We start from the raw sequence: 26081 nt of genomic DNA, 5'->3' as shown, positions 1-26081 counted from the left end.
GACGGGGCGTGGGGCGCGTGGCCCTTGGTGATACTAGGCGCGGAAGTGGCGCTGGAGCCCCTGCCAGACGTCGTCGTATCCGCGCTGGAGGTGATCGGCGCCGGCCGCCTGGGTGGTGGCGGTGATCGGCCAGCGGGTCTCGAACATGAAGGCCAGACCGTCGTCGATCTTCTGCGGCTTCAGCTCGGCGGCGCTCGCCTTGTCGAAGGTCTCCCGGTCCGGTCCGTGCGCGGACATCATGTTGTGCAGCGAGCCGCCGCCGGGGACGAAGCCCTCCGCCTTGGCGTCGTAGGCACCCTCGATCAGGCCCATGTACTCGCTCATGACGTTCCGGTGGAAGTACGGCGGGCGGAAGGTGTCCTCGCCGACCAGCCAGCGCGGGGCGAAGACCACGAAGTCCACGCCCGCCAGCCCCGGGGTGTCGGAGGGCGAGGTCAGCACGGTGAAGATCGACGGGTCGGGGTGGTCGTAGCTGATGGAGCCCAGGACGTTGAAGCGGCGCAGGTCGTACACGTACGGGGTGTGCGTGCCGTACCAGGCGACCACGTCGAGCGGGGAGTGGTCGTAGGTGGCGGCCCAGAGGTTGCCGCAGAACTTGTTGACCACCTCGGTCGGGCGCTCGCTGTCCTCGTACGCGGCCACCGGGGCCCGGAAGTCGCGTGCGGCGGCGAGACCGTTGGCGCCGATCGGGCCCAGGTCCGGCAGCTCGAAGGGGCGGCCGTAGTTCTCGCAGACGTACCCGCGGGCGTCCTCGTCCAGGAGCTCGACGCGGAAGCGCACGCCGCGCGGGATCAGGGCGACCTCGCCGGGGCCGGCGCTGAGCAGGCCGAGCTCGGTGCGCAGCAGCAGGCCGCCGCGCTCGGGGACGATCAGCAGCTCGCCGTCGGAGTCGCTGAAGACCCGGTCGGTCATGGAGGTGTTGGCGGAATAGAGGTGGATGGCCATGCCGGTGCGCTGGGTGGCGTCGCCGTTGCCGCCGAGGGTCCACAGGCCCGCCAGGAAGTCCGTGCCGGGCGCCGGGTCGGGGAGCGGGTTCCAGCGGAGCCGGTTGGGGTCGGCCGGGGCCTCGGTGAAGGGTGCGGAGCGCAGGGCGCCGTTGTCGGTCCGGGCGAACGGAGGGTGGGCCGCGGAGGGGCGGATCCGGTAGAGCCAGGAGCGGCGGTTGTGGTTGCGCGGCTCGGTGAAGGCGCTGCCGCTGAGCTGCTCCGCGTACAGGCCGAGGGGGGAGCGCTGGGGCGAGTTGCGGCCGGACGGCAGGGCGCCGGGGACGGCCTCCGAGCTGTGCTCGTTGCCGAAGCCGGTGAGGTACTCCAGTGCCTCCGCCGTCTTCCTGGCCTGCTCGCTCATGGGTGCTCCCGCTCTGTCGCTGTCGAAGGAATCCTATGGTCGACAGTAGGATTCCGTGGCCCGCGCGTCAATGGCCCCGCGGGTGCGTGGCCGGATCGGGCGGGTGGGGTGGCGGCGGGTGATGCGGGATACCGATTCGCGATGCCCGGCGCGAGATGTCGATCCGGGTGTCGATTCGCGGTGCCGCGGGGGGTCCAAAAAGATGAACATTGCTCTACTCTCACGCGCATGTCGTGGACCCGCAGGTTCCCTGCCGTGCCGGCGGCGCTCCTCGCCGCCCTCCTCGCTCTCCTGTCCCTCCTCGCCGCCGCGCCCGCCGCCAGCGCGCACGAGGAGCGCCCGGTGGCCCTCCCGGACGGCTCCGGATCCGTGCCGCAGTACCGGAAGGCCGAGCCCGACCTGCTGGTCTGCAAGACCGACCGGCCCGCCTTCGAACGCCGGATATCCGCCTTTCCCGAGGAGCTGAAGCAGCGCAACCTCGCCCTGTACGAGCGGTGCGAGAAGGGCGGCTACCGGCACCTCCAGGAAGCCGTCGACGCCGTGGACCGGCCGGGCACGAACATCGCGATCCTCCCCGGCCTGTACGAGGAGGAGCCCTCCCTGCCGAAACCCACGGGGGAGTGCGCCGAGCTCAAGGCCCCCAACTCCTCGCTCGGCTACCAGATCCTGACGTACGAGCAGCAGGTGCAGTGCCGGCACAACCAGAACCTCGTCGCGATCCTCGGCAAGACGGACCTGCAGATCGAAGGCACGGGAGCGTCACGTCTCGACGTCGTCATCGACGCCAAGTACCAGAAGCTGAACGCCATCCGCGCCGACAAGTCGAACGGCATCTACTTCCGCAACTTCACCGCCCAGCGCACCACCTTCAACTCGCTGTACGTCCTTGCGGGCGACGGGTTCGTCATCGACGACGTGCTGACCCGGTGGAACGACGAGTACGGGTTCCTGACCTTCGCCAGCGACCACGGGCTCTACAAGAACTGCGAGTCGTACGGGAACGGCGACTCCGGCATCTACCCGGGCAGCGCCTCGAACATCAACGACGGGCGCGGCTACGACGTCCCGCGCTACTCCATCGAGATCACCGGCTGCCACAGCCACCACAACATGGTCGGCTACTCCGGTACGGCGGGCGACTCCGTCTGGGTCCATGACAACGAGTTCGACCAGAACATGGGCGGCGCCTCGATGGACAGCGCCTTCCCCGGGCATCCCGGACTCCCGCAGAACCACGCCAAGTTCGAGCGGAACCTGATCCACGACAACAACGCCGACTACTACGGCCACGTCGCCGACGGCACCTGCGCCAAGCCGCCGATCGAGCGCGGCTACGAGCAGGGGGTGGTCTGCCCGCAGATCTCCATGCCGCCGGGCACCGGCGTCATCACCGCGGGCGGCAACTGGAACGTCTACGAGAACAACTGGGTGTACGGGCACCGGCGTGCGGGCTTCTTCCTCTCGGCCGTTCCGGCGTTCATCCGCGGCGAGGAGGAGTGGTCGAAGCAGGCGGACACCTCCCACCACAACCGCTACGCCGCCAACATCCTCGGCAAGGACAAGTCGGGGGCGTCCCGCCCCAACGGGATGGACGTGTGGTGGGACGGTCAGGGCCGCGGGAACTGCTGGCAGTCCGGACCCGACGGCTCCACCCCGGGCACCCTCCCGCACTGCGGTGACCGCCGGGGCGAGGTGTCCGGAGGGTCCTCCCGCCTGCTGGGCGAACCGGTGAAACTCGCCCAGCTGCTGGTCTGCGCCGACTACAGCGTGCAGGCGCGCAAGCTCCCGGCCGGCTGCGACTGGTACGGGGCGCGCGGCCTGGAGCGGGTGGAGACCCAGATCGCGCTGGCCGTGGCGGCGGTGCTGCTGCTCGTGGGCGGGGTGCTGTGGTGGCGCCGCCTGCGCGGATCCCGCCTGGGCACGGCGGCCTCGCTGCTCGGCCTGGCCGGGCTGGCCCTGGACGTGGCCGGCTCCACGATGCCGCTCGTGGGCACCTTCGTACCGGCACTGGCCCTGCTCCTGCTGGGCCTGTGGTGGACGGGCGCGGGCATCGCGCTGCGCCCCGGCCGCCCCTGGCTGGCGCGGCTGACCCTGCTGCTGGCGGCCCTCACCCTGCTCGACGCCTTCGACAAGGCCGTCCTGATGATCCCCTGGATCCCCGTCGGCCCCTCCTGGCTCCGCGCCCTCCTGACGATCCCCTGGGTCCTGTGGGCCGTGGTCGCCGCCTCCCGCCCAGCCCCCACCCCGGACCGCCCCGCGGGACCCGCCGGCCCGGGCGGCGACCCGGCGGGCGACCGCTCCCCGGCCCCGGCAGGCCCGGACCCGGCCCTGCACACCGAGGCCACCCCGGACGTGGCATGACCCCCGACCCCCACGGCACCCGGCCGAGCGCCGGCCCCATGTGCCGGGGCGGAGACGGGTGTCGCAGTGGGCCGTGCCCGGCCGGTGGGGCGGAGCCGGCCGGTTGCCGGGAAGGCATGACCTACGAAGGAGTGCAGTGAGCGACGACCGGACCCGAAATCCCATCAGGTGCGATGGCTGCGGGGTGCCGCCCGTCGGGGCGCGGGCCCGACGGGGCACCCGGACCGCGGCCCTGCTCGCGCTGGTACTCCTGCTCCTCGGCGGCTCGGCGACGGGCTGCGGCGGGCGGGCCACCACCCACCACAAGCCCGGCACCAGCCACGAGCAGGCCACCGGCAGCGTCGGCACCCTGCTCGACGCCCAGGACCCCACCGGCCACCGGCTCCGCGAGGTCCCGGCCGAGGGCGCGCCGGAGGTGCAGCTCGCCGCCCGCCCCGACTCCGAGGACGGCTGGAACCTCCAGCTGACGGTGAAGGACTTCCGCTTCACCCCCGACAGCACCGGCGGCGCCGCCCTCCCCGGCGCCGGCCACGCGCACCTGGAGCTCGACGGACGGAAACTGGCCCGGCTGTACGGCCCCTGGTTCCACCTGCCCGCCGCGCAGGTCCCCGAGGGCGCGCACACCCTGACCGTCCGCCTCTACGCGGACGACCACACCGCCTGGGCCGTTGCCGGCAAGCCGGTCGAGGGCACGGCCCAGCTCACCGCCGCAGCCCCCGCCCCCGGACAGGCCGGCCACAGCCACACCCCGCCGTCGGCGCAGCCGTCGCCCTCGGCACCGCCGCCGTCGCCGCAGGCGCAGGCCGACCGCACGGTCACCCTCACCGTCCGGGACGGCAAGGTCACCCCCGCCCCCGGCCGCACCGAACTGCGGCGCGGTGAACGCATCGCCCTGCGCGTCACCAGCGACCGCGCGGACACCCTGCACGTCCACGGCTACGACAAGGAACTCGCCCTGCCGGCAGGCCAGGAGGCCACCCTGGTCCTGACGGCCGACCGTACGGGCCTCTTCGAGGTCGAGACCCACGAGTCCCGCCTCGTCCTGACCCAGCTCCTCGTCCGGTGACCCGGCCCGCGCCCGCGCCCGCGCCCGCGCCCGCGCCCACCCCGGGCCGGACCCACCCGGCCACGTTCCCCTTCCGCGGCGGGGAACGAGGCCGCGCGGGCGGCCCGCGATGACCCCGGTCGGGCCGGGTCCCGTACCCGCCGCGGGCGGCGGTGGCGGGGGCCAGGGCGTGGTCCTTCACCCGGCCGATCCGCTCACCGTGCTCGCGCACGGGATCGGGTCCCAGCACGATCTGCCGATCTCTCCCTTCTACGCATTCGCCGGTGCCTTCGCCGCGCTGTTCGTCTCCTTCCTCGCGCTCGGTCTGCTCTGGTCCTCCTCCCGTTTCCGCGGCGACCGCTCAGGCCTCGCCCTGCCCGCCGCCCTCGAGCGGATCGCCGACGCGCCGGCCACCCGTACCGCCCTGCGCGGACTCGGCCTCGCCGCCGCGCTCGCCCTCCTCCTCTTCCTCCTCCTCGGTCCCGACGACCCCGCGCACAACCCCGCCCCCGGCGCCGTCTACGTCCTCCTCTGGGTCGGACTCGTCCCCGCCTCCCTCCTCCTCGGCCCCGTCTGGCGCCTGCTCAACCCGCTCCGCACCCTGTACCGCCTGCTGCCCCACGCCCGGCGTCAGGCACATGCCCCCCTCCCCGCCCGGCTCGGCCAATGGCCAGCCGCCGCCGGGCTGTTCGGTTTCACCTGGCTCGAACTCGCCGCTCCGGATCCCGCATCCACCACCACCCTCCTGACCGCCCTCGCCCTGTACACCGCCGCCCACCTCGCGCTCGCCGCCCGCTTCGGAGAGCGCTGGTTCGCCGGCGCGGACGCCTTCGAGGTGTACTCCGCCCTCCTGGCCCGGCTCTCTCCCCTCGGCCGCCGCAGCGACGGCCGCCTGGTGCTCCGCAACCCCTTCCACGGACTCGACGCGACGCCCGAGCGGCCCGGACTCGTCGCCACCGTCTGCGTCCTGCTCGGCTCCACCGCCTACGACGGCTGCTCCGACAACCCGTCGTGGATCAACACCCTCCAGACCTCCCCCCTCGGCCGCACCCCCACGGCCACGCTCGGACTGCTCGCTTCCATCGCCCTCGTCGCCACCCTGTACTGCCTCTGCGCGGCGGCCACCCGCCTCGTCTGCGGCCCGCACCCGGGCCCGCTGACCGCCTTCGCGCACTCACTCGTACCGATCGCACTCGGCTATCTCGTCGCCCACTACTTCTCCCTCCTCGTAACCGAAGGACCACGCACAGTAAGCATGGCACTCGGCACTGACAACGCCCCGGAACCCTTGTCGCCACTGGGCCCCGGCGCTCTCGCCGCCCTCCAGGTCCTCGCCGTCGTCACCGGCCACGTGCTCGGCGTGATCGCCGCCCACGACCGCTCCGTACGCCTCTTCCCGCCCGCCAGGGCCGTCGCCGGCCAGCTGCCGCTGCTCGCGCTCATGATCACTTACACGATCGGGGGGATCGGCCTCCTGCTGAACTGAGACCGCCGGTGTACCGAGAAGCCAGGAGCGGCATGATGGACCACGTGCCCCCCGCCCACCCCTTGCGCCGTACGCCGATCCAGCAGCGCAGCGCCGACCGGCTCGCCCGGATCCTCGACGCCTGCGCCGAACTCCTGGACGAGACCGGGTACGAGAACCTCAGCACCCGGGCCGTCGCCCTGCGCGCCGGCGTTCCCATCGGTTCGGTCTACCGCTTCTTCGGCAACAAGCGCGCCATGGCCATCGCCCTCGCGCACCGCAACCTGGACCGGTACACCGAAGGCATCGCGGAGCGCCTCGCCGCCCTCCCGGCTGGCGACTGGCGGCCCGTCGTGGACGCCGTCCTCGACGAGTACCTGGCCATGAAGCGCACCGTCCCCGGTTTCGCGCTCGTCGACTTCGGCGTGCCCGCCCCGCCCGCCGAAGGACCGGCCGCCGACCCCAACCGGCTGGTCGCCGTACGCCTCACCGGACTGCTCGGCGCGCACCTCGGCCTGACCCCGGACGCCCCCCTGGAACGGGCGGTCCTGGTCGCCGTCGAGGCCACGGACGCGCTGACGAAGCTGGCCTTCCGGGCCGACCCGGCCGGCGACCCCGCCATCGTGGCCGAGATCCGGACGATGATGCACGCCTACCTCGCCCACGCCCTGGACTGACCCGCCCCGCCCCCGCCCCGGCCGATGCCTCTGCAGCCGCCGGCGCGCCGCCCGGGCACCCGCCCGGGGTGCGATGCGACGTCCGCGCCGGCCGCCGCACCCCCTCCCCACCATGCCTACCGGTCGGTATGCTCAGGGTGCCCGCGTGTTCGTGCCGCAGCCTGCCGCCCCTGGAGGGCCCATGCCCCGCACCGCCCTGCGCATCTGCCCCCTCTGCGAAGCCACCTGCGGCCTGACCCTCACCGTCGAGGGCGCCACCGTCACCGGCGCCCGCGGCGACCGCGAAGACGTCTTCAGCCGCGGCTTCATCTGCCCCAAGGGCGCGGCCTTCGGCGCGATCGACGCCGACCCCGACCGTCTGCGCACCCCCCTCGTCCGCCGCGACGGACAGCTCCGGGAGGCGACCTGGGAGGAGGCGTACGAGGCCATTGCCGCCGCGATCCCGGCCCTCGTGCAGAAGTACGGAGCCCAGTCCGTCGGCGTGGTCCTCGGCAACCCGAACGTGCACACCATGGCGGGCGCCCTCTACCCGCCGCTCCTGCTCAAGGCCCTCGGCACCCGCAACCTCTTCACCGCCAGCACCCTCGACCAGATGCCCAAGCACGTCTCCAGCGGGCTCCTCTTCGGCGACCCCTTCGCCATCCCGGTCCCCGACCTCGACCGCACCGACTTCCTGCTCCTCCTCGGTGCCAACCCCGTCGAGTCCAACGGCTCCCTGTGCACCGCCCCCGACTTCCCGGGCCGGCTCAAGGCGCTGCGCGCCCGCGGCGGCACCCTGGTCGTCGTCGACCCGCGCCGCACCCGCACGGCCAAGCTCGCCGACCGGCACCTCGCGCCGCGCCCCGGCAGCGACGCCCTGCTGCTGGCCGCCCTCGCGCACACCCTCCTCGCGGAGAAACTCGCCGCCCCCGGCACGCTGGAGGAATGGACCGACGGTCTCGGGGAACTCGCCGAGGCGCTCGGTAGTTTCACTCCTGAGGCCGTTGCCCCCGTCTGCGACCTCACGGCCGCCGAGATCCGCGACCTCGCCCGCGAGCTCGCGGCCGCGCCCACCGCCGCCGTCTACGGGCGCATCGGCAGCTGCACCGTCGAGTACGGCACGCTCGCCAGCTGGCTGGTCGACGTGCTGAACATCCTCACCGGCAACCTCGACCGGCCCGGGGGAGTCCTCTTCCCGCTCCCGGCCGCCGGTCCGCGGCCACGCCCCGCCGGGCCCGGCAAAGGCTTCGCCCTCGGCCGCTGGCGCAGCCGGGTCAGCGGCCACCCCGAGGCCAAGGCCGAACTGCCCATGGCCGCCCTGGCCGAGGAGATCGAGACGCCGGGGGAGGGGCGGATCCGCGCCCTGGTCGCCATCGCCGCCAACCCCGTACTGTCCGCCCCCGACGGGCGGCGCCTCGACGCGGCCCTGGCCGGGCTCGACTTCATGGTGAGCATCGATCCCTACCTCAACGAGACCTCCCGCCACGCCCACGTCGTGCTGCCTCCGCCGCCGCCTTCGCAGAGCGCGCACCACGACTTCGCCTTCAACGGGTTCGCCATCCGCAACCAGGCGCGCTACACCCGCCCTGCCGTCCCGCTCGAAGCAGGCCGGCTCGACGAGTGCGAGATCCACGCCCGCCTCGTCCTGGCCGTCTCCGGCATGCACGGCTCCGCCGCCCCGAGCGCCGTCGACGACATGGTCATCCAGGGCGCCCTCGCCAAGGAGACCGCCGACCCGCGCTCCCCGCTGCACGGACAGGACCCGGCGGGCCTGGCCGGCCTGCTCACCGGGGAGAGCGGTCCCGAGCGGCGGCTCGACCTGATGCTCCGACTCGGACCGTACGGAGACCGGTTCGGCGCCGGCTCCGCCCCCGAAGCGGGCGCGGGTGCAGGTGCAGGCGCAGGCGCAGGCGCGGGCGAGGGCCTCAGTCTGGAGCGGCTGCTCGCGCACCCGCACGGTATCGACCTGGGCCCGCTCCGGCCCAGGCTCCCCGGCGTGCTGAGGACGCGCAGCGGCAGGATCGAGCTGCTCCCGGACCCGATCACGGCCGAGCTCCCCAGGCTGCGCGCGGCGCTCGCCGACCGCCCCGCCGCCCTCGTGCTCGTGGGCCGCCGCCATCTGCGGTCCAACAACAGCTGGTTGCACAACGTCCCGGCCCTCACCGGAGGTTCCAACCGATGCACCCTCCAGGTGCATCCGGAGGACGCCGGCCGGCTCGGCCTCACCACGGGCGGCCTGGCCCGGATCACCGCCGACGGCGGGAGCCTGGAGGTCCCCGTCGAGGTCACCGACGCCGTCCGCGCCGGCGTGGTGAGCCTCCCGCACGGCTGGGGTCACGACCGCGACGGGGCCCGGCTCTCCGTCGCCTCCGCCGCGCCCGGCGTCAACGTCAACCAGCTCCTCGACGGCTCCCGGCTCGACCCGCTGTCCGGCACGGCGGTGCTCAACGGTTTCCCCGTCGAACTGACACCCCTGCCCTGAGCTGGGGTTTTGCTCGTATTGCTCACGCGCCGACGTCTTGTTGGCATAAGGAGGAGGCACCTACGTTCCCTGCATGCTGACCTTCCTCGGCTTCGCCATGATCGCCACCTTCCTGGTCCTGATCATGATGAAGAAAATGTCGCCCATCGCGGCGCTCGTCCTCATCCCCGCGCTGTTCTGCGTGTTCGCAGGAAAGGGCGCCCACCTCGGTGACTACGTCATCGACGGAGTCGGCAAACTCGCGCCGACCGCCGCGATGCTGATGTTCGCCATCGTCTACTTCGGCGTGATGATCGATGTCGGCCTGTTCGACCCGATCGTGCGCGGCATCCTGCGCTTCTGCAAGGCGGACCCGGTACGGGTCGTGGTCGGCACCGCGGTCCTCGCCGCGATCGTCTCCCTCGACGGCGACGGCTCGACCACGTTCATGATCACCGTCTCGGCCATGTATCCGCTCTACAAGAGGCTCGGCCTCAGCCTGGTGGTCATGACGGGCGTCGCCGCGACCGCCAACGGCGTCATGAACACGCTGCCCTGGGGCGGCCCCACGGCTCGTGCCGCCACCGCCCTCAAGGTCGACGCCTCCGACGTCTTCGTCCCGATGATCCCCGCTCTCGCGGTCGGTCTGCTGTTCGTGTTCGTCCTCGCGTACGTCCTCGGGCTCAAGGAGCGCCGCCGGATCGGCACGCTGGTCCTGCCCGGCGACGTGGAGCAGGTGCCCGGGGAGGTGTCCGGGCAGATCCCCGAGCCCGCCGAGGAGCGGCTGCTCGTCGGCGCCACCGGGTCCGCCGAGGGCGGGACCGCGGTCCCGGCCAAGCCGTCCGCCTCCGGCTCCAGCTCCGGCTCCAGCTCCGGCTCCAGCTCCGGCGGTACGGGCATCGGGTCGGGTTCCGACTCCGGCCCGGTGCCCGACTCCGCCGCGCCGGAGGACGGCTTCCAGGGCCTCGATCCGCGCCGTGCGACCCTCCGGCCGCACCTCTACTGGTTCAACGCCGGCCTCACCGTGGCCCTCCTCACCGCGATGATCACGGAGCTGCTGCCCATCCCCGTGCTCTTCCTCCTCGGCGCGGCCCTCGCCCTCACCGTCAACTTCCCGCACATGCCCGACCAGAAGGCCCGGATCGCCGCCCACGCCGACAACGTCCTCAACGTCGCCGGCATGGTCTTCGCCGCCGCCGTCTTCACCGGCGTCCTCAGCGGCACCGGCATGGTCAAGCACATGGCCGACTGGCTCGTCGGCGCCATCCCCGAGGGCATGGGTCCGCACATGGCCCTGATCACCGGCCTGCTCAGCCTGCCGCTCACCTACTTCATGTCCAACGACGGCTTCTACTTCGGCGTCCTGCCGGTCCTCGCCGAGGCCGGCGCCGCGCACGGGGTCTCCCCGCTCGAGATCGCCCGCGCCTCGCTGGTCGGCCAGGCCCTGCACATGTCCAGCCCGCTGGTTCCCGCCGTCTACGTCCTGGTCGGCATGGCCAAGGTCGAGTTCGGCGACCACACCCGGTTCACCGTGAAGTGGGCGGTCCTCACCTCCCTCGTCGTCCTCGGGGCAGGGATGCTTTTCGGCATCATCTGACCCCCGACACGCCTGGCGCGCCGAAAACTACCGACGCTAGTTTGTAGGGTGTTCGAACGAGGTCAGGTCTCTGCGCGCTCGTGCGTGCTCGGGAGGAAAGCCATGAAGGCCCACGACGGGATGTACATCGGCGGCGAGTGGCGGACCGCCGCCGGACGCGACCGGATCGAGGTGGTCAACCCGGCCGATGAGCAGATCATCGGCGGGGTGCCGGCCGGCAACGCCGATGACGTGGACGCGGCCGTACGCGCGGCACGTGCCGCGTTCCCCGGCTGGGCGGCCACGGCTCCGGCCGAGCGGGCCGCCCTGATCGCGGCGCTGCGTGACGTGCTGATCGCCCGCAAGAGCGAGTTCGCCGAGATCATCACCGCCGAACTCGGCTCTCCGCGGGGCTTCTCGGAGATGGTCCATGTGGGAGCGCCGGTCGCGGTGTCCTCCTCGTACGCCGAGCTGGCGGCCTCGTACGCCTTCGAGGGGCGGATCGGCAACTCCACCGTGCTGCTGGAGCCGGTCGGTGTCGTCGGCGCCATCACGCCCTGGAACTACCCGCTGCACCAGATCGTTGCCAAGGTGGCGCCCGCTCTCGCCGCCGGCTGCACGATCGTCCTCAAGCCCGCCGAGGACACCCCGCTGACCGCACAGCTCTTCGCCGAGGCCGTGCACGAGGCGGGCATCCCGGCCGGAGTGTTCAACCTGGTGACCGGGACCGGCCCGGTCGCCGGCCAGGCGCTGGCCGCGCACGAAGGGGTCGACCTCGTCTCCTTCACCGGCTCCACCGCGGTCGGCAAGCAGATCGGCGCCACGGCCGGCGCCGCCGTCAAGCGCGTCGCCCTCGAGCTCGGCGGAAAATCGGCCAATGTCATCCTGCCCGGGGCCGACCTCGCCAAGGCCGTCTCGACGGGTGTGGGCCACGTCATGAACAACTCCGGCCAGAGCTGCAACGCGCTCACGCGGATGCTCGTCCACCGCGACCAGTACGAGGAGGCCGTCTCGCTCGCGGCGGCCGCCGTCGCGTCGTACCCCTCCGGCGACCCCCGCGACCCGGGCACCCGCCTCGGCCCGGTCGTCAACGCCAAGCAGCGCGACCGCGTCCGCGGATACATCGCCAAGGGTGTCGAGGAGGGCGCGCGCCTCGTCGCCGGCGGCCCCGACGCTCCGCACGAGCACGGGTACTTCATCGCCCCGACCGTGTTCGCCGACGTCACGCCCGAGATGACGATCGCGCAGGAGGAGATCTTCGGCCCGGTGCTGTCGATCCTCCCGTACGAGGACCAGGACGACGCCCTCCGCATCGCCAACGGCACCGTGTACGGGCTGGGCGGCGCGGTCTGGGCGGCGGACGAGGAGACCGCCGTCGCCTTCGCCCGGCGCATGGACACGGGCCAGGTGGACATCAACGGCGGCCGCTTCAACCCGCTCGCGCCCTTCGGCGGCTACAAGCAGTCGGGCGTCGGCCGCGAGCTCGGCCCGCACGGTCTGGCCGAGTACCTCCAGACCAAGTCCTTGCAGTTCTGAGCCGCCCGCAGTTCTGAGCCGCCCGCAGCTCTGAGCCGCCCGCAGCTCTGAGCCGTCCGCAGCTCTGAGCCGCCCTGCCGATCCAAGCCGCCCTGTAGTCCTGAGCCCCGAGAGACGGAATCGACCATGGTCCGCGCCGCCATCCTGCCCGCCGTCGGAGCCCCGCTGGAGATACGGGAGATAGTCCTGCCCGATCCCGGCCCCGGTCAGGTCCGGGTGCGGCTCGCCGCAGCCGGTGTCTGCCATTCCGATCTCTCCCTCACCGACGGCACCATGAGGGTGCCCGTCCCCGCCGTCCTCGGCCATGAGGGCTCGGGCACGGTCCTCGCCGTCGGCGAGGGCGTCACGCACGTCGCCCCCGGCGACGGCGTGGTGCTCAACTGGTCCCCGTCCTGCGGGCAGTGCCACCACTGCTCGATCGGCGAGGTCTGGCTCTGCGCCAACGCGCTCACCGGGGTCGGCGCGGTCTACGCCCACGACGCCGCGGGCACGCCGCTGCACCCGGGGCTGAACGTGGCCGCGTTCGCCGAGGAGACGGTCGTCGCGGCCAACTGCGTGCTGCCCGCGCCCGCCGGGATCCCGCTCGCCGAGGCCGCCCTGCTCGGCTGCGCGGTGCTCACCGGCTACGGCGCCGTCCGCAACAGCGCCCGGGTCCGCCCCGGCGAGTCCGTCGCCGTCTTCGGCGTCGGCGGTGTCGGCCTGGCGGCCCTCCAGGCGGCGCGGATCGCCGAAGCGGGCCCGATCGTGGCCGTCGACGTCTCCCCGGCCAAGGAGGAGCTGGCCCGTGCGGCCGGGGCCACCGACTTCGTGCTCGCCTCCGACACCACGGCCGAGCAGATCCGGGCCCTCACCGGCGGCCAGGGCGCCGATGTCGCCGTCGAGTGCGTCGGCCGGGCGGAGACCATCCGCGGGGCCTGGGACTCCACCCGCCGCGGCGGCCGCACCACGGTCGTCGGCATCGGCGGCAAGAAGCAGCAGGTCACCTTCCACTCCATGGAGATCTTCCACTTCGCCCGCACCCTCACCGGCTGCGTCTACGGGAACAGCGACCCCGCCCGCGATCTCCCGGTGATCGCGGACCACGTCCGCGCGGGCCGCCTCGACCTCGGCTCCCTGGTCACCGACCGCATCACCCTCGACGGCATACCGGCCGCCTTCGACGCGATGCTCGCCGGCAAGGGCGGCCGCTCGCTGGTCGTCTTCCAGCCGTAGGACACCGCGCGGCGTCGCCGCGGAGCGCTCACCCGCCCGCCTTCGGGAGGGCGGGGTTCCGCGGCCGGAGCCGGTCCCACTCGCCGTAGTCCCGCAGCGTGATGTTCTCGGCGGTCTTGCGGGCGATCCTGGCCGCCATGTCCTTCCCCGGCAGATACGGCATGACCTTGTAGTAGCGGTTGAGGAGCGCGGCCATGAGGCGGCTCCCGGGAACCATGAGCCCGGCGACGCCGTCGCCCATCTTCTGGCAGCCCGCCGCGTACTCCCGCAGTTCGCCCTCGTAGCGGGCGAACGCGACACGGTGGTCCCCGCGCGCCGCGGCCAGCTCGCCGGCCAGCACGTACGCGCCGACCAGGGCGAGTCCCGTACCCATGCCGGACAGGGACGAGGGGCAGTAGGCGGCGTCGCCGAGCAGGGCGACCCGGCCCCGGCTCCAGGAGTCCATGCGGACCTGCCCGACCGAGTCGAAGTAGAAGTCGGGCGCGTAGCGCATGTCCTCCAGCAGCCGGTCGCTCTCCCACCCGTTGCCCGCGAACTGCTCGGCGAGGACGGCCTGCTGCCGCGCGACCTCGCGGCGGTCGAGGTCCAGGAGCGGGGAGGCGAAGTAGAAGACGGCCTTGGCCTCGGTGTTGTGGCGGGCGCTGTACATCGCGACGAGCCTGCCCGCCGTGCGGTAGGCGTGTCCGCTGTGGTCGAGCCCGAGCCGGTTGGCCGTGGTGAAGATCGCGCAGTGGACACCGAGGTGCCGTACGAACCGCTCCTCCGGGCCGAACGCCAGGCGGCGGGTGGTGGAGTGCAGCCCGTCCGCACCGATCACCAGGTCGAACCGGCGCGGCGCACCGCGCTCGAAGGTGACGGTCACGCCCTCGGCGTCCTCGGTGAGCGAGGTGACGGAGTCCCCGAAGACGTACTCGGTGTGCGGCGCGGTCGCTTCGTAGAGGATCCGCGCCAGGTCGCCGCGGAGGATCTCGACGTCTCCTGCGAACAGATCGGCGGGCAGCTGTGCTTGCGGCTTGCCCGCGCTGTTGACGTACGACATGGAGCCCATGCCGGTCCGGGCCCGTTCGACGGCGTCCAGGATGCCCATGCCGCGGAGGACCGACAGATGGGCCTCGCCGCGGAAGTCCACGGCGTAGCCCCCGTCGCGGAGGGCGGGCGCGCGTTCCACGACGGTCGTGGCGAAGCCGTACCGGTGGAGCCAGTGGGCGAGCGCGGGGCCGGCGACGGAGGCGCCGGAGATCAGTACGCTGACGTTCTTCGTCTCTGTGGTGTCCATTCGGTGAGCTTCCTCGGCAGGGCTCACCGCGTGCTCACCGCGTGCTCACCGCCTCGACGACGCGTTCGGCGACGTCCGCGGGCAGGCCCAGCAGACGGAGCGCCTCCGGGGTGCCGGCCCCCGTCCTCAGCACTGCCTCGGCGGCCTCCCGGTAGCGGCTCCGGGCCGCTGCACGGTCGCCGCGCGCCTCGGCGACGCGGCCGAGGCCGACGAGCGTACGGACCCGGGTGCCGACGCTCTTGACCCAGTGCGGGTCGGCCCGCTCCAGAGCCTCCTCGTACAGCCGCTGCGCGCCGGCCGGATCCCCGTCCAGCAGGGCCATGTCGGCCAGTCCGCGCAGCGCCGCCGCCAGACCGGTGGGGCTGCCGGCGCGGCGGGCGAGCGCGGCGGCCTCCGCATAGTCGGCGCGGGCCGACGCCGGGTTCTCGCCGACGCGCTGGTCGGCCCGGTTGACCAGCAGGTCGGCGCTGTCCTCCAGGGCGCCGAGCTGCTCGGTGAGCGCGAGGGCCTCGTCGGTGAGCGCGACGGCCCGTACGCGGTCGCCGCGCCCGCCCGCCAGACCGGCGAGGGCGTCCAGGGCCAGGGCGGTGCCCCAGCGGTCACCGAGCTCGCGGAACCCGCGGGCGGCGGCGCCGAAGGTCTCCTCGGCCAGCGCGGTATCCCCCTCACCGAGGGGCCCGAAGCCCGACACGTACCGGGCTGCGGCCCGCGCCCACGGTTCGGGGCAGTCGCGCTGGGCCGAGACGAGTGCGAAGGCGCTCTGCCCGCCGGCCCCGCCCGCGTTCCGCATCATCCACAGGAACAGGCCGACGGGGTAGCGGCCCGGGCGGGCACCCGGCCATGCGGCGGCCAACGCCTGTTCGGCCGCCGCCCGGTGCCGCTGCCACACCGGCCGCCCCGCCGTGCCCGACGCCGCCAGCAGCACGCACAGGACGTACTCCTCGCCGAGCCCGGCCCACGGCGGCGCCTCACCCGCCCAGCCGTCGATCGCCTCACCCGTCCCGCCGTCGATCGCCTCACCCGTCCCGCCGCCGGTCGCCCCGCCCGTCCCGCCGCGGATCGTCTCGCCGGCCGCCTCGCCCCGTGCGTCCGCTCGCACCTCGCCCCGCGCTTCGCCCGGTACCCGGCCCATCGCGTCCAGGAGCATGATCGCCTGCGGCGCCACCGAGGCGGAGATGCCCCGGATCCACAGGTAGTGCGAGGCCGCGGCGAGCAGTTCGAGGCCCGTCCGCGCATCCGGCGACTCGACCGCCCAGTGCAGGGCCGCCAGGAGGTTCCCGTGCTCGACGGTGAGGCGGGGCAGCCACTCCAGCTGCTCGGCCCGCCGCAGATGCGGGTCGCAGGTCCGCGCCAGCTCCAGGAAGCGCCCTGCGTGGGCGCGCCGGACCGCATCGCGTTCGCCCGCCGCATCGAGCTGTTCTCCGGCGTAGGCGCCGATCGTCTCCAGCATCCGGTAGCGGCCGCCCGAGAACTCCAGAAGCGATTTGTCGACCAGCGCTTCGAGCGTCTCGCCGTCGGTGTCGCACACCCGCATCGCGGACTCGGCCGTAGCGCCGCCGGCGAAGACCGTGAACCGCCGTGCGGCCCGCTGCTCCGGCGCGGAGAGCAGCTCCCAGCTCCACGCGACGACCGAGCGCAGCGTCCGGTGGCGCTCGTCGGAGCCTCGGCTGCCGCGGGCCGCGACCCCGAGCCGGTCGTCCAGCCGTCCCGCGAGTTCGTCGGCGTCCAGCGTCCGGATGCGCGCCGCCGCGAGCTCGATGGCCAGGGGCAGGTCGTCGAGGGCCGCGCAGATCCGCCGGACGACCTCGGGGTCGGCGGTGAAACCGGGCCGTACGGCGCGGGCCCGCTCGCTGAAGAGCCGTACCGCCGCGTCACCGTCGAGCGGCCGCACGGGCCAGAGCCTCTCGCCGATGATGCCGAGCGGCTCCCGGCTCGTCGCCAGGACCCGCAGCCGCGGGCAGGCCGCCAGCAGCCGCGCCGCCAGCGCCGCGATCTCGTCCACGACGTGCTCGCAGTTGTCCAGGACGAGCAGGAGCATCCGGTCCGAGAGCGCTGCGATCAGGCGGTCGGCCGGCGTCTGCCCGCTGTCGCCCACGCTCAGCCCGGTGGCGCGCAGGCCGAGCGCGCTCAGCAGCGCCTGCGGCAGACCGGCGCCGTCGCGCAGTGGGGCCAGCTCCACGAAGCACACCTCGTCCGCCCCGGCCCCGGTGCCGGCGGCCCCCACGACCTCCACGGACAGCCGCGTCTTGCCGACGCCGCCGGGCCCGGTCAGCGTGACCAGCCGGGCCACCCGCAGCAGACCCGCGACCTCGGTCACCTCGCCGGCGCGCCCGACGAACGCCGTCAGCTGCGCGGGTGGCGCCGTGGGTGCCGGTCCCGGATCGGCGCTCAGCAACTCCCGGTACAGCGCCGTCAGTTCGGGGGAGGGGTCGGTGCCCAGCTCATCGGCCAGATGCCGCCGGGTCTCCTCGTACGCCACCAGCGCGGCGGCCGGGCCCCCCTCGGCGAACAGTGCCCGGATCAGCAGCCCCGCCAGCCGTTCCCGCAGCGGATGGCGGCCGACCAGCTCGCGCAGCTCGGGTACGGCGCCGGCATGCCCGCCGAGCAGGCACTCGGCCTCGATCCGGTCTTCGAGCGCCCCGAGCCGGCGCTCTTCCAGGCGTACGGCGGCAGGCCGGGCGCTCTCGCTCTCGGCGAGGCCGGCCAGCGCCGGGCCCCGCCACAGCCCCAGCGCCTCGCGCAGCAGCGTGACGGCCCGCCCGGCGTCGTCGGCGCGCAGCGCGGCCCGTCCCTCCTGGGCCAGCCGCTCGAACCGGCAGGCGTCCACGTCCTCCTGAGGAACCACGATCCGGTACCCGGCCCCGGCCTGCTCGATCGCGGCCCCCGGGCCGAGGGCCTTGCGCAGCCGGGACACCTGGGACTGGAGGGCGTGCGCCGAGAGCGTCCCGTCCGGGTCGACGCCGTCGGCCAGCCGGTCCACCGGCACGGCTTCTCCCGGGTGGGTCAGCAGCAGGGCCAGCAGGGCGCGGCGGGCCGGTCCGCCCAGCGGAACCTCGGCCCCGTCGTCGTGCCACGCCCGGGTCTCACCGAGGATTCCGAACAGCATGCCGGTGATTATCCACCGGAGTCGATCAGTTGATCAGCTGATCGGTCGATCAGACGTGGGCGATCGGGCCGAGATAGGTCCCGCCCGAGACGTCGATCGTCTGGCCGGTCACCCACCGGCCCTGCGGGCCGGCCAGGAAACCGACGACATCGGCGACGTCCTCGGGCTCGCCGAGCCGGCCGAGCGCGGTGATGGATTCCAGTGCGGCGACCGCCTCGGGGACGGCGGTGTAGCCGGCGGTCATGTCGGTCCGCACCGCGCCGGGTGCGACGGTGTTCACCGTGATGCCCCGGCCGCCGAGCTCGTTGGCCAGCGACGGCGTCATCGACTCCAGCGCCGCCTTGCTGATGGTGTAGCCGATCTGCGTGGAGACGGCGAACCGGCTGGCCGTCGAACCCATGTTGACGATGCGGCCGCCGTCGTTCAGCAGCGGCAGCGCGCGCTGGACCACGAAGAACGGCGTGCTGACGTTGACGGCGAGCAGCCGGTCGAGCTCCTCGGGGGTGACGTGCGCGATCGGATTGCCGGAGATGATGCCCGCGTTGTTGACCAGGATGTCCAGCCCGAGCCCCGCCAGCCCCGCGGTCAGGCCCTCGAACAGCCGGTCCACGGCGCCGTCCTCGCCGAACCGGGCCCGGACGGTGAACGCCCGGCCGCCCGCCGCCTCGATCTGCGTCACGGTCTCCGAGGCCGCCGCCTCGTTGCCGCCGTAGTGGACGGCGACCAGCGCGCCCTCGGCCGCGAGCCGCAGCGCGACCGCCCGGCCGATCCCGCGCGAAGCGCCCGTCACCAGCGCCGTCTTGCCGTTCAGCGTGCCCGTGCCCGTGCCCGTGTTCATCCCCATGAGACTGCCCCTCGCCCAGCGGCCGGTCCTCGGTGGATCCGGCGATGGGGCAACAGTCGCGGCGGCGGCTCACCGCACGCTCACCGCCGGCTCACCGGGCGTACGGGGCCGCCGCAGGCCCACGGCCGCCGTACCGCCGAGCTTCCCGTTCAGGCCTCGGGCAGCGCCTCGTACTGGAGGGCCAGCCCGTCCAGCAAGGCGGCCAGGCCCGTCTCGAACGCGCCCTCGTCCACCTCGCGCTGATGCTCGGCCAGCAGATGGGCCTGGCCCAGGTGGGGGTAGTCCGACGGGTCGTACGCAGCCTCGTCGTCCACGAAACCCCGGGCGAAGGAGCCCACCGCCGAGCCCAGGATGAAGTACCGCATCAGGGCTCCGATCCGGGTCGCCTGCGCCGGGGGCCACCCTGCGGCCGTCATCGCGCCGAACACCGCGTCCGCCAGCCGCAGTCCGGCCGGGCGTCGGCCCGGGCCGCGCGCCAGCACCGGCACGATGTTCGGATGGTCGGACAGTGCGTCCCGGTACGAGTGCGCCCAGTCGTGCAGGGCGGCCTGCCAGTCCCGGCCCGCCCCCGGCTCGAACATCGACAAGTCGACTCGCGCGCTCACCGCGTCCGCGACCGCGTCCAGGATCTCGTCCTTCGTGCGGAAGTGGTTGTAGAGGGAGGGTCCGCTGACCCCCAGCGCGGCCGCCAGCCGCCGCGTCGAGACCGCCTCCAGCCCCTCCGCGTCCACCAGCGCGCCCGCCGCCTCCACGATGCGGTCTCGGCTGAGGAGGGGCTTGCGCGGTCTGGCCATGCGCCACATAGTAGGCCTGCCCGCCATAAACTACCGGTGCTAGTTAACGCGCGCCGGTCCACGCCGCCACACCCGGAGGTGCCCGGTGAACCTGGAGCTGAGCGAGGAGCAGGAGGCCGTACGCCGACTCGCCCGCGAGTTCACCGAGCGCGAGATCGTCCCGTACGCCGCCGAGTGGGACCGCGCCGAGAGCGTGGACCGGGCCATCGTGAAGAAGCTCGGCGGCCTCGGCTTCCTCGGGCTGACCGTCCCCGAGGAGTACGGCGGCTCCGGCGGCGACCACCTCGCCTACGTCCTCGTCACCGAGGAGCTCGGCCGCGGCGACTCGGCCGTGCGCGGCTTCGTCTCCGTCTCGCTCGGCCTGGTCGCCAAGACCCTCGCCGCCTGGGGGACCGAGGAGCAGAAGCGCTCCTGGCTGCCCCGCCTGTGCTCCGGCGACGCGCTCGGCTGCTTCGGCCTGACCGAGCCCGGCACCGGCTCCGACGCCGCCGGCCTCACCACCCGCGCCGTGCGCGAGGGGGACGCGTACGTCATCAGCGGCAGCAAGATGTTCATCACCAACGGCACCTGGGCCGACGTGGTCCTCCTCTTCGCCCGCACCGGTGACGAGCCCGGCCACCGCGGGGTCTCCGCCTTCCTCGTCCCCACCGACACCCCCGGCCTGACCCGCCGCGAGATACACGGCAAGCTCGGCCTGCGCGGCCAGGCCACCGCGGAACTCGCCCTCGACGGCGTCCGCGTCCCCGCCTCCGCGATGGTCGGCCCCGAGGGCAAGGGCTTCTCCGTGGCCATGTCGGCCCTCGCCAAGGGCCGGATGTCGGTCGCCGCCGGGTGCGTCGGCATCGCGCAGGCGGCGCTGGACGCAGCCGTCTCGTACGCCGCCCGGCGCGAGCAGTTCGGCAAGCCGATCGCCCACCACCAGCTGGTCCAGGAACTGATCGCCGACATCTCGGTCGACGTCGACGCGGCCCGGCTGCTGACCTGGCGGGTGGCCGACCTCGTCGACCGCGGGCAGCCCTTCGCCACCGAGTCCTCCACCGCCAAGCTCTTCGCCTCCGAGGCCGCCGTACGCGCCGCGAGCAACGCCCTCCAGGTGCACGGCGGTTACGGCTACATCGACGAGTACCCGGCCGGCAAGCTGCTGCGCGACGCCCGCGTGATGACCCTGTACGAGGGCACCAGCCAGATCCAGAAGCTGCTCATCGGCCGCGCCCGCACCGGTGTCTCCGCCTTCTGAGTACGCATCTGAGTACGTGTGCGGATGTGGCCCCGGTCACGCCGTCCGATGCTGGGCCCATGAACGAGACACCGGTCAAGCAGCGCAACTCGACGGCGTACTACGGCCAGGCCGTGGCGTCCTTCGGCATCGCGATCTGCGCCGTGGCCCTGGGGATCTACAACCTCCAGGTGGACGGCTGGGTCCGCGCCTTCCTCGGCATCGCCGTCCTCTACCTCACGACCTCGGCCTTCACCCTCGCCAAGGTGATCCGCGACCGCCAGGAGCTCACCCAGATCGTCACCCGGGTCGACCAGGCCCGGATGGAGAAGATCATGGCCGACTACGACCCCTTCCAGCCGAAGGTCTGAACGCGGGCCGCTCTGTCGCCGAAGTCCGCTAAGCGCTTGCTCACCCTCCGGTAGGGTGTTCCTTCCACAGGGCGAAGAAGGTGAGCGAGCGATGGACAGCGCGGAGGAGACGACAGGCGGCTACCGGCCGTGGTCGGAGGTCACCCCCGACGCCGCGCGGCGGCTGCTCGTCGCCGCCGTCGAAGCGTTCGCGGAGCGCGGGTACCACGCCACCACCACGCGTGACATCGCAGGGCGTGCCGGGATGAGTCCGGCCGCGCTCTACATCCACTACAAGACCAAGGAAGAACTGCTCCACCGGATCAGCCGGATCGGCCACGACAAGGCGCTCGAGATCCTGGAGACCGCCGCTTCCGGCCCGGGCTCGGCCGCCGAACGGCTCGACGCCGCCGTCCGGTCGTTCGTGCTGTGGCACGCCGCGCACCACACCACCGCGCGCGTGGTCCAGTACGAGCTCGACGCCCTCGCCCCGGAGCACCGCTCCGAGATCGTGGAACTGCGCCGGCAGAGCGATGCCGCCGTACGCCGCATCCTCGCCGACGGGGTCGCGGCGGGGGAGTTCGACGTGCCGGACGTCCCCGGCACCACCCTCGCCGTGCTGTCCCTGTGCATCGACGTGGCCCGCTGGTTCAACGCGGCCGGCCGCCGCACGCCCGACGAGGTCGGCGCGCTCTACGCCGACCTCGTCCTGCGCATGGTGGGCGGGGCCCCCGGGGCTCCCGCCTTCGCAACGGCTCAGAAGTAGTAGCGGGACACCGACTCCGCCACGCACACCGGCTTGTCGCCGTCCTCGCGCTCGACCGTGACCGTCGCCGCGACCTGGACGCCGCCGCCCGCCTCCGTGACCTCCGTGATCACGGCGGTGGCGCGCAGCCGCGAGCCGACCGGCACCGGCGCCGGGAAGCGCACCTTGTTCGTGCCGTAGTTGATGCCCATCTTCATGCCCTCGACCCGCATGATCTGCGGCACCAGGCTCGGCAGCAGCGACAGGGTGAGGTAGCCGTGGGCGATGGTGGAGCCGAAGGGCCCGCCCGCGGCCCGCTCCGGGTCCACGTGGATCCACTGGTGGTCACCGGTGGCATCGGCGAACAGGTCGATCCGCTTCTGGTCCACCTCCAGCCACCCGCTCGGGCCGAGCGCCTCCCCGATCCCTGCGTGCAGCTCCTCGGCGGACGTGAAGATCCTCGGCTCGGCCATGCCTCTCCCTCTCCCTGGCGAATAAGCGCTTGCTCAGCATGCTGGGGCCGCATGTATCTGTCAACGACACGTCTGTCAACGAATGTCGGCCCGGCCGACTACCCTCGGCGTCGTGCCGCAGATTCCCGAGAAAATCCACGAGCTCACCGTCGGCCAACTGTCCGCCCGCAGTGGCGCGGCCGTCTCCGCGCTGCACTTCTACGAGACCAAGGGCCTGATCAGCAGCCGTCGCACGGCCGGCAACCAGCGCCGCTACGGCCGCGACGCACTGCGCCGGGTGGCCTTCGTACGCGCCGCCCAGCGCGTCGGCATCCCGCTCGCCGCCATCCGCGACGCACTCGCCCAGCTCCCCGAGGAGCGCACCCCCAACCGTGAGGACTGGGCCCGGCTTTCGGAGGCCTGGAGCGCCGAGCTCGACCAGCGGATCACCCGGCTGATGCGCCTGCGCGACCACTTGAGCGACTGCATCGGCTGCGGCTGCCTCTCGCTGAAGACCTGCGCCCTGTCCAACCCGGACGACAAGTTCGGCGACCAGCTCACCGGCTCCAGGCTGTAGCGCCGCTCTCCGCAGCGACCGCCTCGAGGGCCGCCGACACCAGCTCGGCATTCGAGCGCGCCGGCCGCCCGTCCGGCAGGTGCAGTACGTCGCCCACGCCGATCCGCGCGCCCGCACCGCACCGCGCGGCCAGCCGCAGCACCGGCCAGGCGGCGGCCTCCCGCCCGAACAGCAGCAGCGGCACCGGCGGCAGCCACCGCAGCCCCGCCACCAGCGCCGGATCGGCCACCGCCAGCTCCACCGCCAGCCGGATCCGCGCGGGGTCCCGTACCGGCCAGGCCAGGAACCGCGCGAGCGCTCCCGGCTCCGGCTCCATCGCCCCAGGCTCCGCCCCCGCCCCGGCGCCCTGCCCGCCCAGCGGGACCACGGCGTCCACCGCCACGCCCCGCGCCAGCAGGGCCTCGGCCAGTTCCTCGGCCCCCGGCTCCGCGAAATGCACCACCGCCCGGTCCGGCAGCACCGTCCAGGACCGGACCCGCTCCAGCCGCCCCGCCGGATCCGGCTCGGCCCCGATGCCCGCCGACACCGAAAGCGGTACGGAGACCCCCGTGCCCCGCACCGCCTCCAGCAGCGGCCCGACGACCCGGGGCGACAGGCTCTCCCGGCCGCACGGGGTCCGCGGATGGACCAGCACCTCCCCGGCCCCGGCGGCGACCGCCCCCAGGACCGACTCCACCACGTCCGGCGGGGACAGGGGCACGGCGCCGCCGTCGGCGGCAGTGCGCCCGCCGTTCAGCGACACCGACACCGACACCGGCGCTGGCACCGACACCGGCGCCGGCACCCGAAGCCCCCGCGACCTCATGCCGCCGAAGCCGGATCCGTGGCCGAGGCCGAGTCGGCCAGCGCCGGCCTCGGCACGACGATCCCGCAGCCCGCGCACACCGGCCCGTCCCAGGCCCACGCGCCCTCCCAATTGCCATGCCCCGCGCGGGGCCCCCGTCTCTGCCCCGGCAGGTGCGCCGGCCAGCGCAGCTCCTGCTCCCCGCAGACCGGGCACCCCGTCCCCGGCTCCGACTCCAGCGCCGCCACCAGCCGCCGCAGCACCTCGCCCAGCGTCCCGTCGGGCCGCACCCCCGGATCGGCGCACCGCACCACCGCGTCCCCGCTGCCGCCCCACGCCCACTCCGGCCGGCGCAGCCCGTGGTACTTCTCCCGCCGGCGCCGCTCCGCGAACTGGCGCTCGTACTCCAGCCAGACCGCCCGCGCCTCCTCCAGCTCCTCCAACGCCGCGACCAGCCGCTGCGGATCGGCTCCCCGGTCCTCGGGGGCGATCCCGTGCCGGTCGCACAGGTGCCACCACGTCGCCCGGTGCCCGTACGGAGCGAACCGCTCCAGGCAGCGGCGCAGCGAATGGCGCCGCAGGGCACGGTCATTGCGTGCGTCCCGCACCTGGTACGCCAGACTTCGGAATCCCGCCATCACACCTTCACCTCCGTCGCGCCCACGCCCGCACCGGGGGCGTCGTACTACGTCGAACGACGACGCACCGTGAGATGTGCCCAACATGCCCGGTCAGGTGCGGGCGCATGCGGGGGCGGTCGAGGCGTGCGGGTGGCACATGGCCGGAACTCAGCGCCCCATGCGCCCCGCAGCAACCACGAGCCGGGCCAGCTCCTCGTGGCAGATGTCGCTGTGCGCCCCCGAGGGCGGACCGCCGCGCCGCACCACGGACCCGGTGTCCACACTGACGCAACCGGCCTCCGGGACCCCCTGGCGCAGGGCCGTGTCGAGGCTGATCCGCGGCGCGCCCGGCACCGCCTGCACCCCGTCGTGACCGATCGCGCCCCACCGCTCGTCGAAACCGAGCAGACCGGCCGAATCCCCTGCCATCCGGGAGGCCAGCGGATAGAAGACCTTGAGGGCCGAATCGTACGGGGAGTGGCAGGCGAGCACCGGGCCGTCGACCCGGCGCTGCATCCCGCGCAGCGCGCCGCCGCTGCCCTTGTCGTGGGGGAGCCGGTCGGCGAAGGCGTAGTGGGAGAAGGCCCCTTGGAGCAGGGTCGCGGATTTCACGTACCGGGCCCCGTCCGGCACCGCACGCAGCGAGAAGGACACCACCCGGGCCCCGAAGCTGTGGCCGATCAGATGGATCCGCAGGGCCGGGCGGTGACCCGCCAGTTCGGCCAGCACCGGGCCGAGGCCGCGCTCGCCCACGACCCCGGCCCGCTTCTTCATCTGGTAGTACGTGGCCTGCCGCAGCAGCTCCTTGGCGCCGTTCCACAGCGCGCGCAGCCCGCCGCCGGGGGAGAAGCCCTGCCCGGCGGCGCCCCGGGGCAGGGCGCCCGCCGCGATCAGCCCCTCGGTGAAGGCCCGGCACACCTCCAGCACGTCGTGCGTGAAGATGGCGGGCACGTCCCGCACGTCCCGCACGTCCCGCACGGCCGGGTCCGCGACGGCCGTGACTGCTGCGACACCCGTGACTGCTGCGACACCCGCGACGGCCGCGTCGGACGCCTCCGCCGGATCGGGTGCGTCCACCGCGTCCACACCCGCCAGCTCCCGTACCAGCGCGCCGAATTCGATGAAGGCGGCCGCCGACTCCGGCCGGTCCTCCAGCAGTTCGGCGACCCGGTCCAGCTCTGCCACCCGCCCCGGCCAGAACTCCCCGAGCGCCCGCAGCGTGGCGGGGTCCAGCGCCGTCCCGTGGCTCGGCTCGGCGAGCGTGGCGTGGGGGTCGAAGTCCGGAATCGGCTCGTCCGAGAACCGGATCGAGGGCCAGACGACACCCACGTACCCCAGCCGCACCCCCGCCCCCACCAGCCCCGGGAAGGGGGCGTAGAAGCGGTCGAAGAGCCGGGTCGACGTCGAACGGTCGCTGTTCCAGCCGTGCGCGAAGACCAGCAGATCGGTGGCCTCCAGCGCAGCCACCGCGTCCTGCGTGCTCCGGTCCACGTCCCCGTCGGAGTCGAAGGTCAGCTCCGCGTACGGACCGACCCCGATCCCGGCGCCCGCACGCACACCCGTACCCGCACTGAGATCCGCACCGAGACCTCTGACCGTTCCGTCCGACATGGGGTCCCCCTCCGCGCCGCCTCTCCGGTGCCGTCCAGCATCCTGCT

21 protein-coding genes are annotated in these 26081 nt (G+C 73.6%); 12 read left to right on the top strand and 9 right to left on the bottom strand.

Annotated features, from left to right (window positions below):
• Positions 1 to 33: 33 nt before the first annotated feature.
• Positions 34 to 1347, bottom strand: a complete 1314-nt coding sequence (gene hmgA, locus ACZ5WG_RS34040) for a homogentisate 1,2-dioxygenase (protein ID WP_468728270.1) — start codon at positions 1345 to 1347, stop codon at positions 34 to 36.
• Positions 1348 to 1575: 228 nt separating this feature from the next.
• On the opposite strand from hmgA, the gene ACZ5WG_RS34035 reads away from it, so the two are divergent.
• The 8 genes from ACZ5WG_RS34035 (at position 1576) to ACZ5WG_RS34000 (ending at position 13659) form a co-directional block, all read left to right on the top strand.
• Positions 1576 to 3708 carry a right-handed parallel beta-helix repeat-containing protein gene (locus tag ACZ5WG_RS34035; protein ID WP_468728268.1) on the top strand — a complete coding sequence of 711 codons (2133 nt, stop codon included), beginning with the start codon at positions 1576 to 1578 and terminating at the stop codon, positions 3706 to 3708.
• Between the two features lie 184 nt (positions 3709 to 3892).
• Positions 3893 to 4774: a cupredoxin domain-containing protein gene (locus tag ACZ5WG_RS34030; protein WP_468728367.1), complete on the top strand. Its 882-nt coding sequence runs from the start codon at positions 3893 to 3895 to the stop codon at positions 4772 to 4774.
• 109 nt (positions 4775 to 4883) lie between these two features.
• Positions 4884 to 6239, top strand: coding sequence for a hypothetical protein (locus tag ACZ5WG_RS34025; RefSeq protein WP_468728266.1), 1356 nt, complete (start codon positions 4884 to 4886; stop codon positions 6237 to 6239).
• 35 nt (positions 6240 to 6274) lie between these two features.
• The gene (locus tag ACZ5WG_RS34020) at positions 6275 to 6895 is read left to right on the top strand and encodes a TetR/AcrR family transcriptional regulator (protein ID WP_468728366.1); all 621 of its coding nucleotides are present in this window, start codon (positions 6275 to 6277) and stop codon (positions 6893 to 6895) included.
• 181 nt (positions 6896 to 7076) lie between these two features.
• On the top strand, positions 7077 to 9356 hold the full coding sequence (locus tag ACZ5WG_RS34015) for a molybdopterin-dependent oxidoreductase (protein WP_468728265.1): 2280 nt from the start codon (positions 7077 to 7079) through the stop codon (positions 9354 to 9356).
• A gap of 73 nt (positions 9357 to 9429) precedes the next feature.
• Positions 9430 to 10932 carry a CitMHS family transporter gene (locus tag ACZ5WG_RS34010; RefSeq protein WP_468728264.1) on the top strand — a complete coding sequence of 501 codons (1503 nt, stop codon included), beginning with the start codon at positions 9430 to 9432 and terminating at the stop codon, positions 10930 to 10932.
• Positions 10933 to 11034: 102 nt separating this feature from the next.
• Positions 11035 to 12447, top strand: coding sequence for an aldehyde dehydrogenase family protein (locus ACZ5WG_RS34005; protein ID WP_468728262.1), 1413 nt, complete (start codon positions 11035 to 11037; stop codon positions 12445 to 12447).
• Between the two features lie 126 nt (positions 12448 to 12573).
• The gene (locus ACZ5WG_RS34000) at positions 12574 to 13659 is read left to right on the top strand and encodes a Zn-dependent alcohol dehydrogenase (RefSeq protein ID WP_468728260.1); all 1086 of its coding nucleotides are present in this window, start codon (positions 12574 to 12576) and stop codon (positions 13657 to 13659) included.
• A 28-nt stretch (positions 13660 to 13687) separates the two neighbouring features.
• On the opposite strand, the gene ACZ5WG_RS33995 is transcribed toward ACZ5WG_RS34000, so the two are convergent.
• The 4 genes from ACZ5WG_RS33995 to ACZ5WG_RS33980 form a co-directional block, all read right to left on the bottom strand.
• Complete coding sequence (locus tag ACZ5WG_RS33995) at positions 13688 to 14935, bottom strand: FAD-dependent monooxygenase (protein WP_468728259.1); 1248 nt, start codon at positions 14933 to 14935, stop codon at positions 13688 to 13690.
• Between the two features lie 34 nt (positions 14936 to 14969).
• On the bottom strand, positions 14970 to 18041 hold the full coding sequence (locus ACZ5WG_RS33990; RefSeq protein WP_468728257.1) for a BTAD domain-containing putative transcriptional regulator: 3072 nt from the start codon (positions 18039 to 18041) through the stop codon (positions 14970 to 14972).
• 49 nt (positions 18042 to 18090) lie between these two features.
• The gene (locus ACZ5WG_RS33985; protein WP_468728255.1) at positions 18091 to 18885 is read right to left on the bottom strand and encodes an SDR family oxidoreductase; all 795 of its coding nucleotides are present in this window, start codon (positions 18883 to 18885) and stop codon (positions 18091 to 18093) included.
• Between the two features lie 149 nt (positions 18886 to 19034).
• Positions 19035 to 19688, bottom strand: coding sequence for a TetR/AcrR family transcriptional regulator (locus ACZ5WG_RS33980; RefSeq protein WP_468728254.1), 654 nt, complete (start codon positions 19686 to 19688; stop codon positions 19035 to 19037).
• A 76-nt stretch (positions 19689 to 19764) separates the two neighbouring features.
• Here ACZ5WG_RS33980 and ACZ5WG_RS33975 point away from each other — a divergent pair, with 76 nt between their 5' ends.
• The 3 genes from ACZ5WG_RS33975 (at position 19765) to ACZ5WG_RS33965 (ending at position 22011) form a co-directional block, all read left to right on the top strand.
• Complete coding sequence (locus tag ACZ5WG_RS33975) at positions 19765 to 20916, top strand: acyl-CoA dehydrogenase family protein (protein ID WP_468728253.1); 1152 nt, start codon at positions 19765 to 19767, stop codon at positions 20914 to 20916.
• Positions 20917 to 20975: 59 nt separating this feature from the next.
• Complete coding sequence (locus tag ACZ5WG_RS33970; RefSeq protein ID WP_468728252.1) at positions 20976 to 21266, top strand: YiaA/YiaB family inner membrane protein; 291 nt, start codon at positions 20976 to 20978, stop codon at positions 21264 to 21266.
• Between the two features lie 91 nt (positions 21267 to 21357).
• Entirely contained in the window at positions 21358 to 22011 is a 654-nt protein-coding gene (locus tag ACZ5WG_RS33965) for a TetR/AcrR family transcriptional regulator (RefSeq protein ID WP_468728250.1), read from the top strand.
• On the opposite strand, the gene ACZ5WG_RS33960 is transcribed toward ACZ5WG_RS33965, so the two are convergent.
• Positions 22002 to 22463 (bottom strand): MaoC family dehydratase, encoded by a 462-nt coding sequence (locus ACZ5WG_RS33960; protein ID WP_468728249.1) that lies wholly within the window; start codon positions 22461 to 22463, stop codon positions 22002 to 22004. The two genes, ACZ5WG_RS33965 and ACZ5WG_RS33960, sit on opposite strands and share 10 nt — an antisense overlap.
• Positions 22464 to 22575: 112 nt before the next feature.
• Between ACZ5WG_RS33960 and soxR the strand changes: the two genes are divergently transcribed.
• Positions 22576 to 23019, top strand: coding sequence for a redox-sensitive transcriptional activator SoxR (soxR, locus tag ACZ5WG_RS33955; protein ID WP_468728248.1), 444 nt, complete (start codon positions 22576 to 22578; stop codon positions 23017 to 23019).
• On the opposite strand, the gene ACZ5WG_RS33950 is transcribed toward soxR, so the two are convergent.
• The 3 genes from ACZ5WG_RS33950 to ACZ5WG_RS33940 all read right to left on the bottom strand — a co-directional run bounded on the left by ACZ5WG_RS33950 (position 23000) and on the right by ACZ5WG_RS33940 (position 26034).
• Entirely contained in the window at positions 23000 to 23791 is a 792-nt protein-coding gene (locus ACZ5WG_RS33950; protein WP_468728247.1) for a 3-keto-5-aminohexanoate cleavage protein, read from the bottom strand. The genes soxR and ACZ5WG_RS33950 overlap by 20 nt on opposite strands.
• 29 nt (positions 23792 to 23820) lie before the next feature.
• Positions 23821 to 24441, bottom strand: a complete 621-nt coding sequence (locus tag ACZ5WG_RS33945; RefSeq protein WP_468728246.1) for a hypothetical protein — start codon at positions 24439 to 24441, stop codon at positions 23821 to 23823.
• Positions 24442 to 24591: 150 nt separating this feature from the next.
• Positions 24592 to 26034 (bottom strand): serine-threonine protein kinase, encoded by a 1443-nt coding sequence (locus tag ACZ5WG_RS33940; RefSeq protein WP_468728245.1) that lies wholly within the window; start codon positions 26032 to 26034, stop codon positions 24592 to 24594.
• Between the last annotated feature and the right edge of the window lie 47 nt (positions 26035 to 26081).

This window comes from Streptomyces sp. NPDC032745 (assembly GCF_055579465.1).
The sequence above is the reverse complement of the archived record's forward strand: the minus strand, read 5'-3'. Positions and strand labels throughout refer to the sequence as shown.

Coding starts and splice junctions, on each gene's coding strand:
- hmgA (WP_468728270.1), bottom strand. CDS start 1,347: ATGAGCGAGCAGGCCAGGAAGACGGCGGAGGCACTGGAGTACCTCACC.
- ACZ5WG_RS34035 (WP_468728268.1), top strand. CDS start 1,576: ATGTCGTGGACCCGCAGGTTCCCTGCCGTGCCGGCGGCGCTCCTCGCC.
- ACZ5WG_RS34025 (WP_468728266.1), top strand. CDS start 4,884: ATGACCCCGGTCGGGCCGGGTCCCGTACCCGCCGCGGGCGGCGGTGGC.
- ACZ5WG_RS34020 (WP_468728366.1), top strand. CDS start 6,275: ATGGACCACGTGCCCCCCGCCCACCCCTTGCGCCGTACGCCGATCCAG.
- ACZ5WG_RS34015 (WP_468728265.1), top strand. CDS start 7,077: ATGCCCCGCACCGCCCTGCGCATCTGCCCCCTCTGCGAAGCCACCTGC.
- ACZ5WG_RS34010 (WP_468728264.1), top strand. CDS start 9,430: ATGCTGACCTTCCTCGGCTTCGCCATGATCGCCACCTTCCTGGTCCTG.
- ACZ5WG_RS34005 (WP_468728262.1), top strand. CDS start 11,035: ATGAAGGCCCACGACGGGATGTACATCGGCGGCGAGTGGCGGACCGCC.
- ACZ5WG_RS34000 (WP_468728260.1), top strand. CDS start 12,574: ATGGTCCGCGCCGCCATCCTGCCCGCCGTCGGAGCCCCGCTGGAGATA.
- ACZ5WG_RS33995 (WP_468728259.1), bottom strand. CDS start 14,935: ATGGACACCACAGAGACGAAGAACGTCAGCGTACTGATCTCCGGCGCC.
- ACZ5WG_RS33990 (WP_468728257.1), bottom strand. CDS start 18,041: ATGCTGTTCGGAATCCTCGGTGAGACCCGGGCGTGGCACGACGACGGG.
- ACZ5WG_RS33985 (WP_468728255.1), bottom strand. CDS start 18,885: ATGGGGATGAACACGGGCACGGGCACGGGCACGCTGAACGGCAAGACG.
- ACZ5WG_RS33980 (WP_468728254.1), bottom strand. CDS start 19,688: ATGTGGCGCATGGCCAGACCGCGCAAGCCCCTCCTCAGCCGAGACCGC.
- ACZ5WG_RS33970 (WP_468728252.1), top strand. CDS start 20,976: ATGAACGAGACACCGGTCAAGCAGCGCAACTCGACGGCGTACTACGGC.
- ACZ5WG_RS33965 (WP_468728250.1), top strand. CDS start 21,358: ATGGACAGCGCGGAGGAGACGACAGGCGGCTACCGGCCGTGGTCGGAG.
- ACZ5WG_RS33960 (WP_468728249.1), bottom strand. CDS start 22,463: ATGGCCGAGCCGAGGATCTTCACGTCCGCCGAGGAGCTGCACGCAGGG.
- ACZ5WG_RS33945 (WP_468728246.1), bottom strand. CDS start 24,441: ATGGCGGGATTCCGAAGTCTGGCGTACCAGGTGCGGGACGCACGCAAT.
- ACZ5WG_RS33940 (WP_468728245.1), bottom strand. CDS start 26,034: ATGTCGGACGGAACGGTCAGAGGTCTCGGTGCGGATCTCAGTGCGGGT.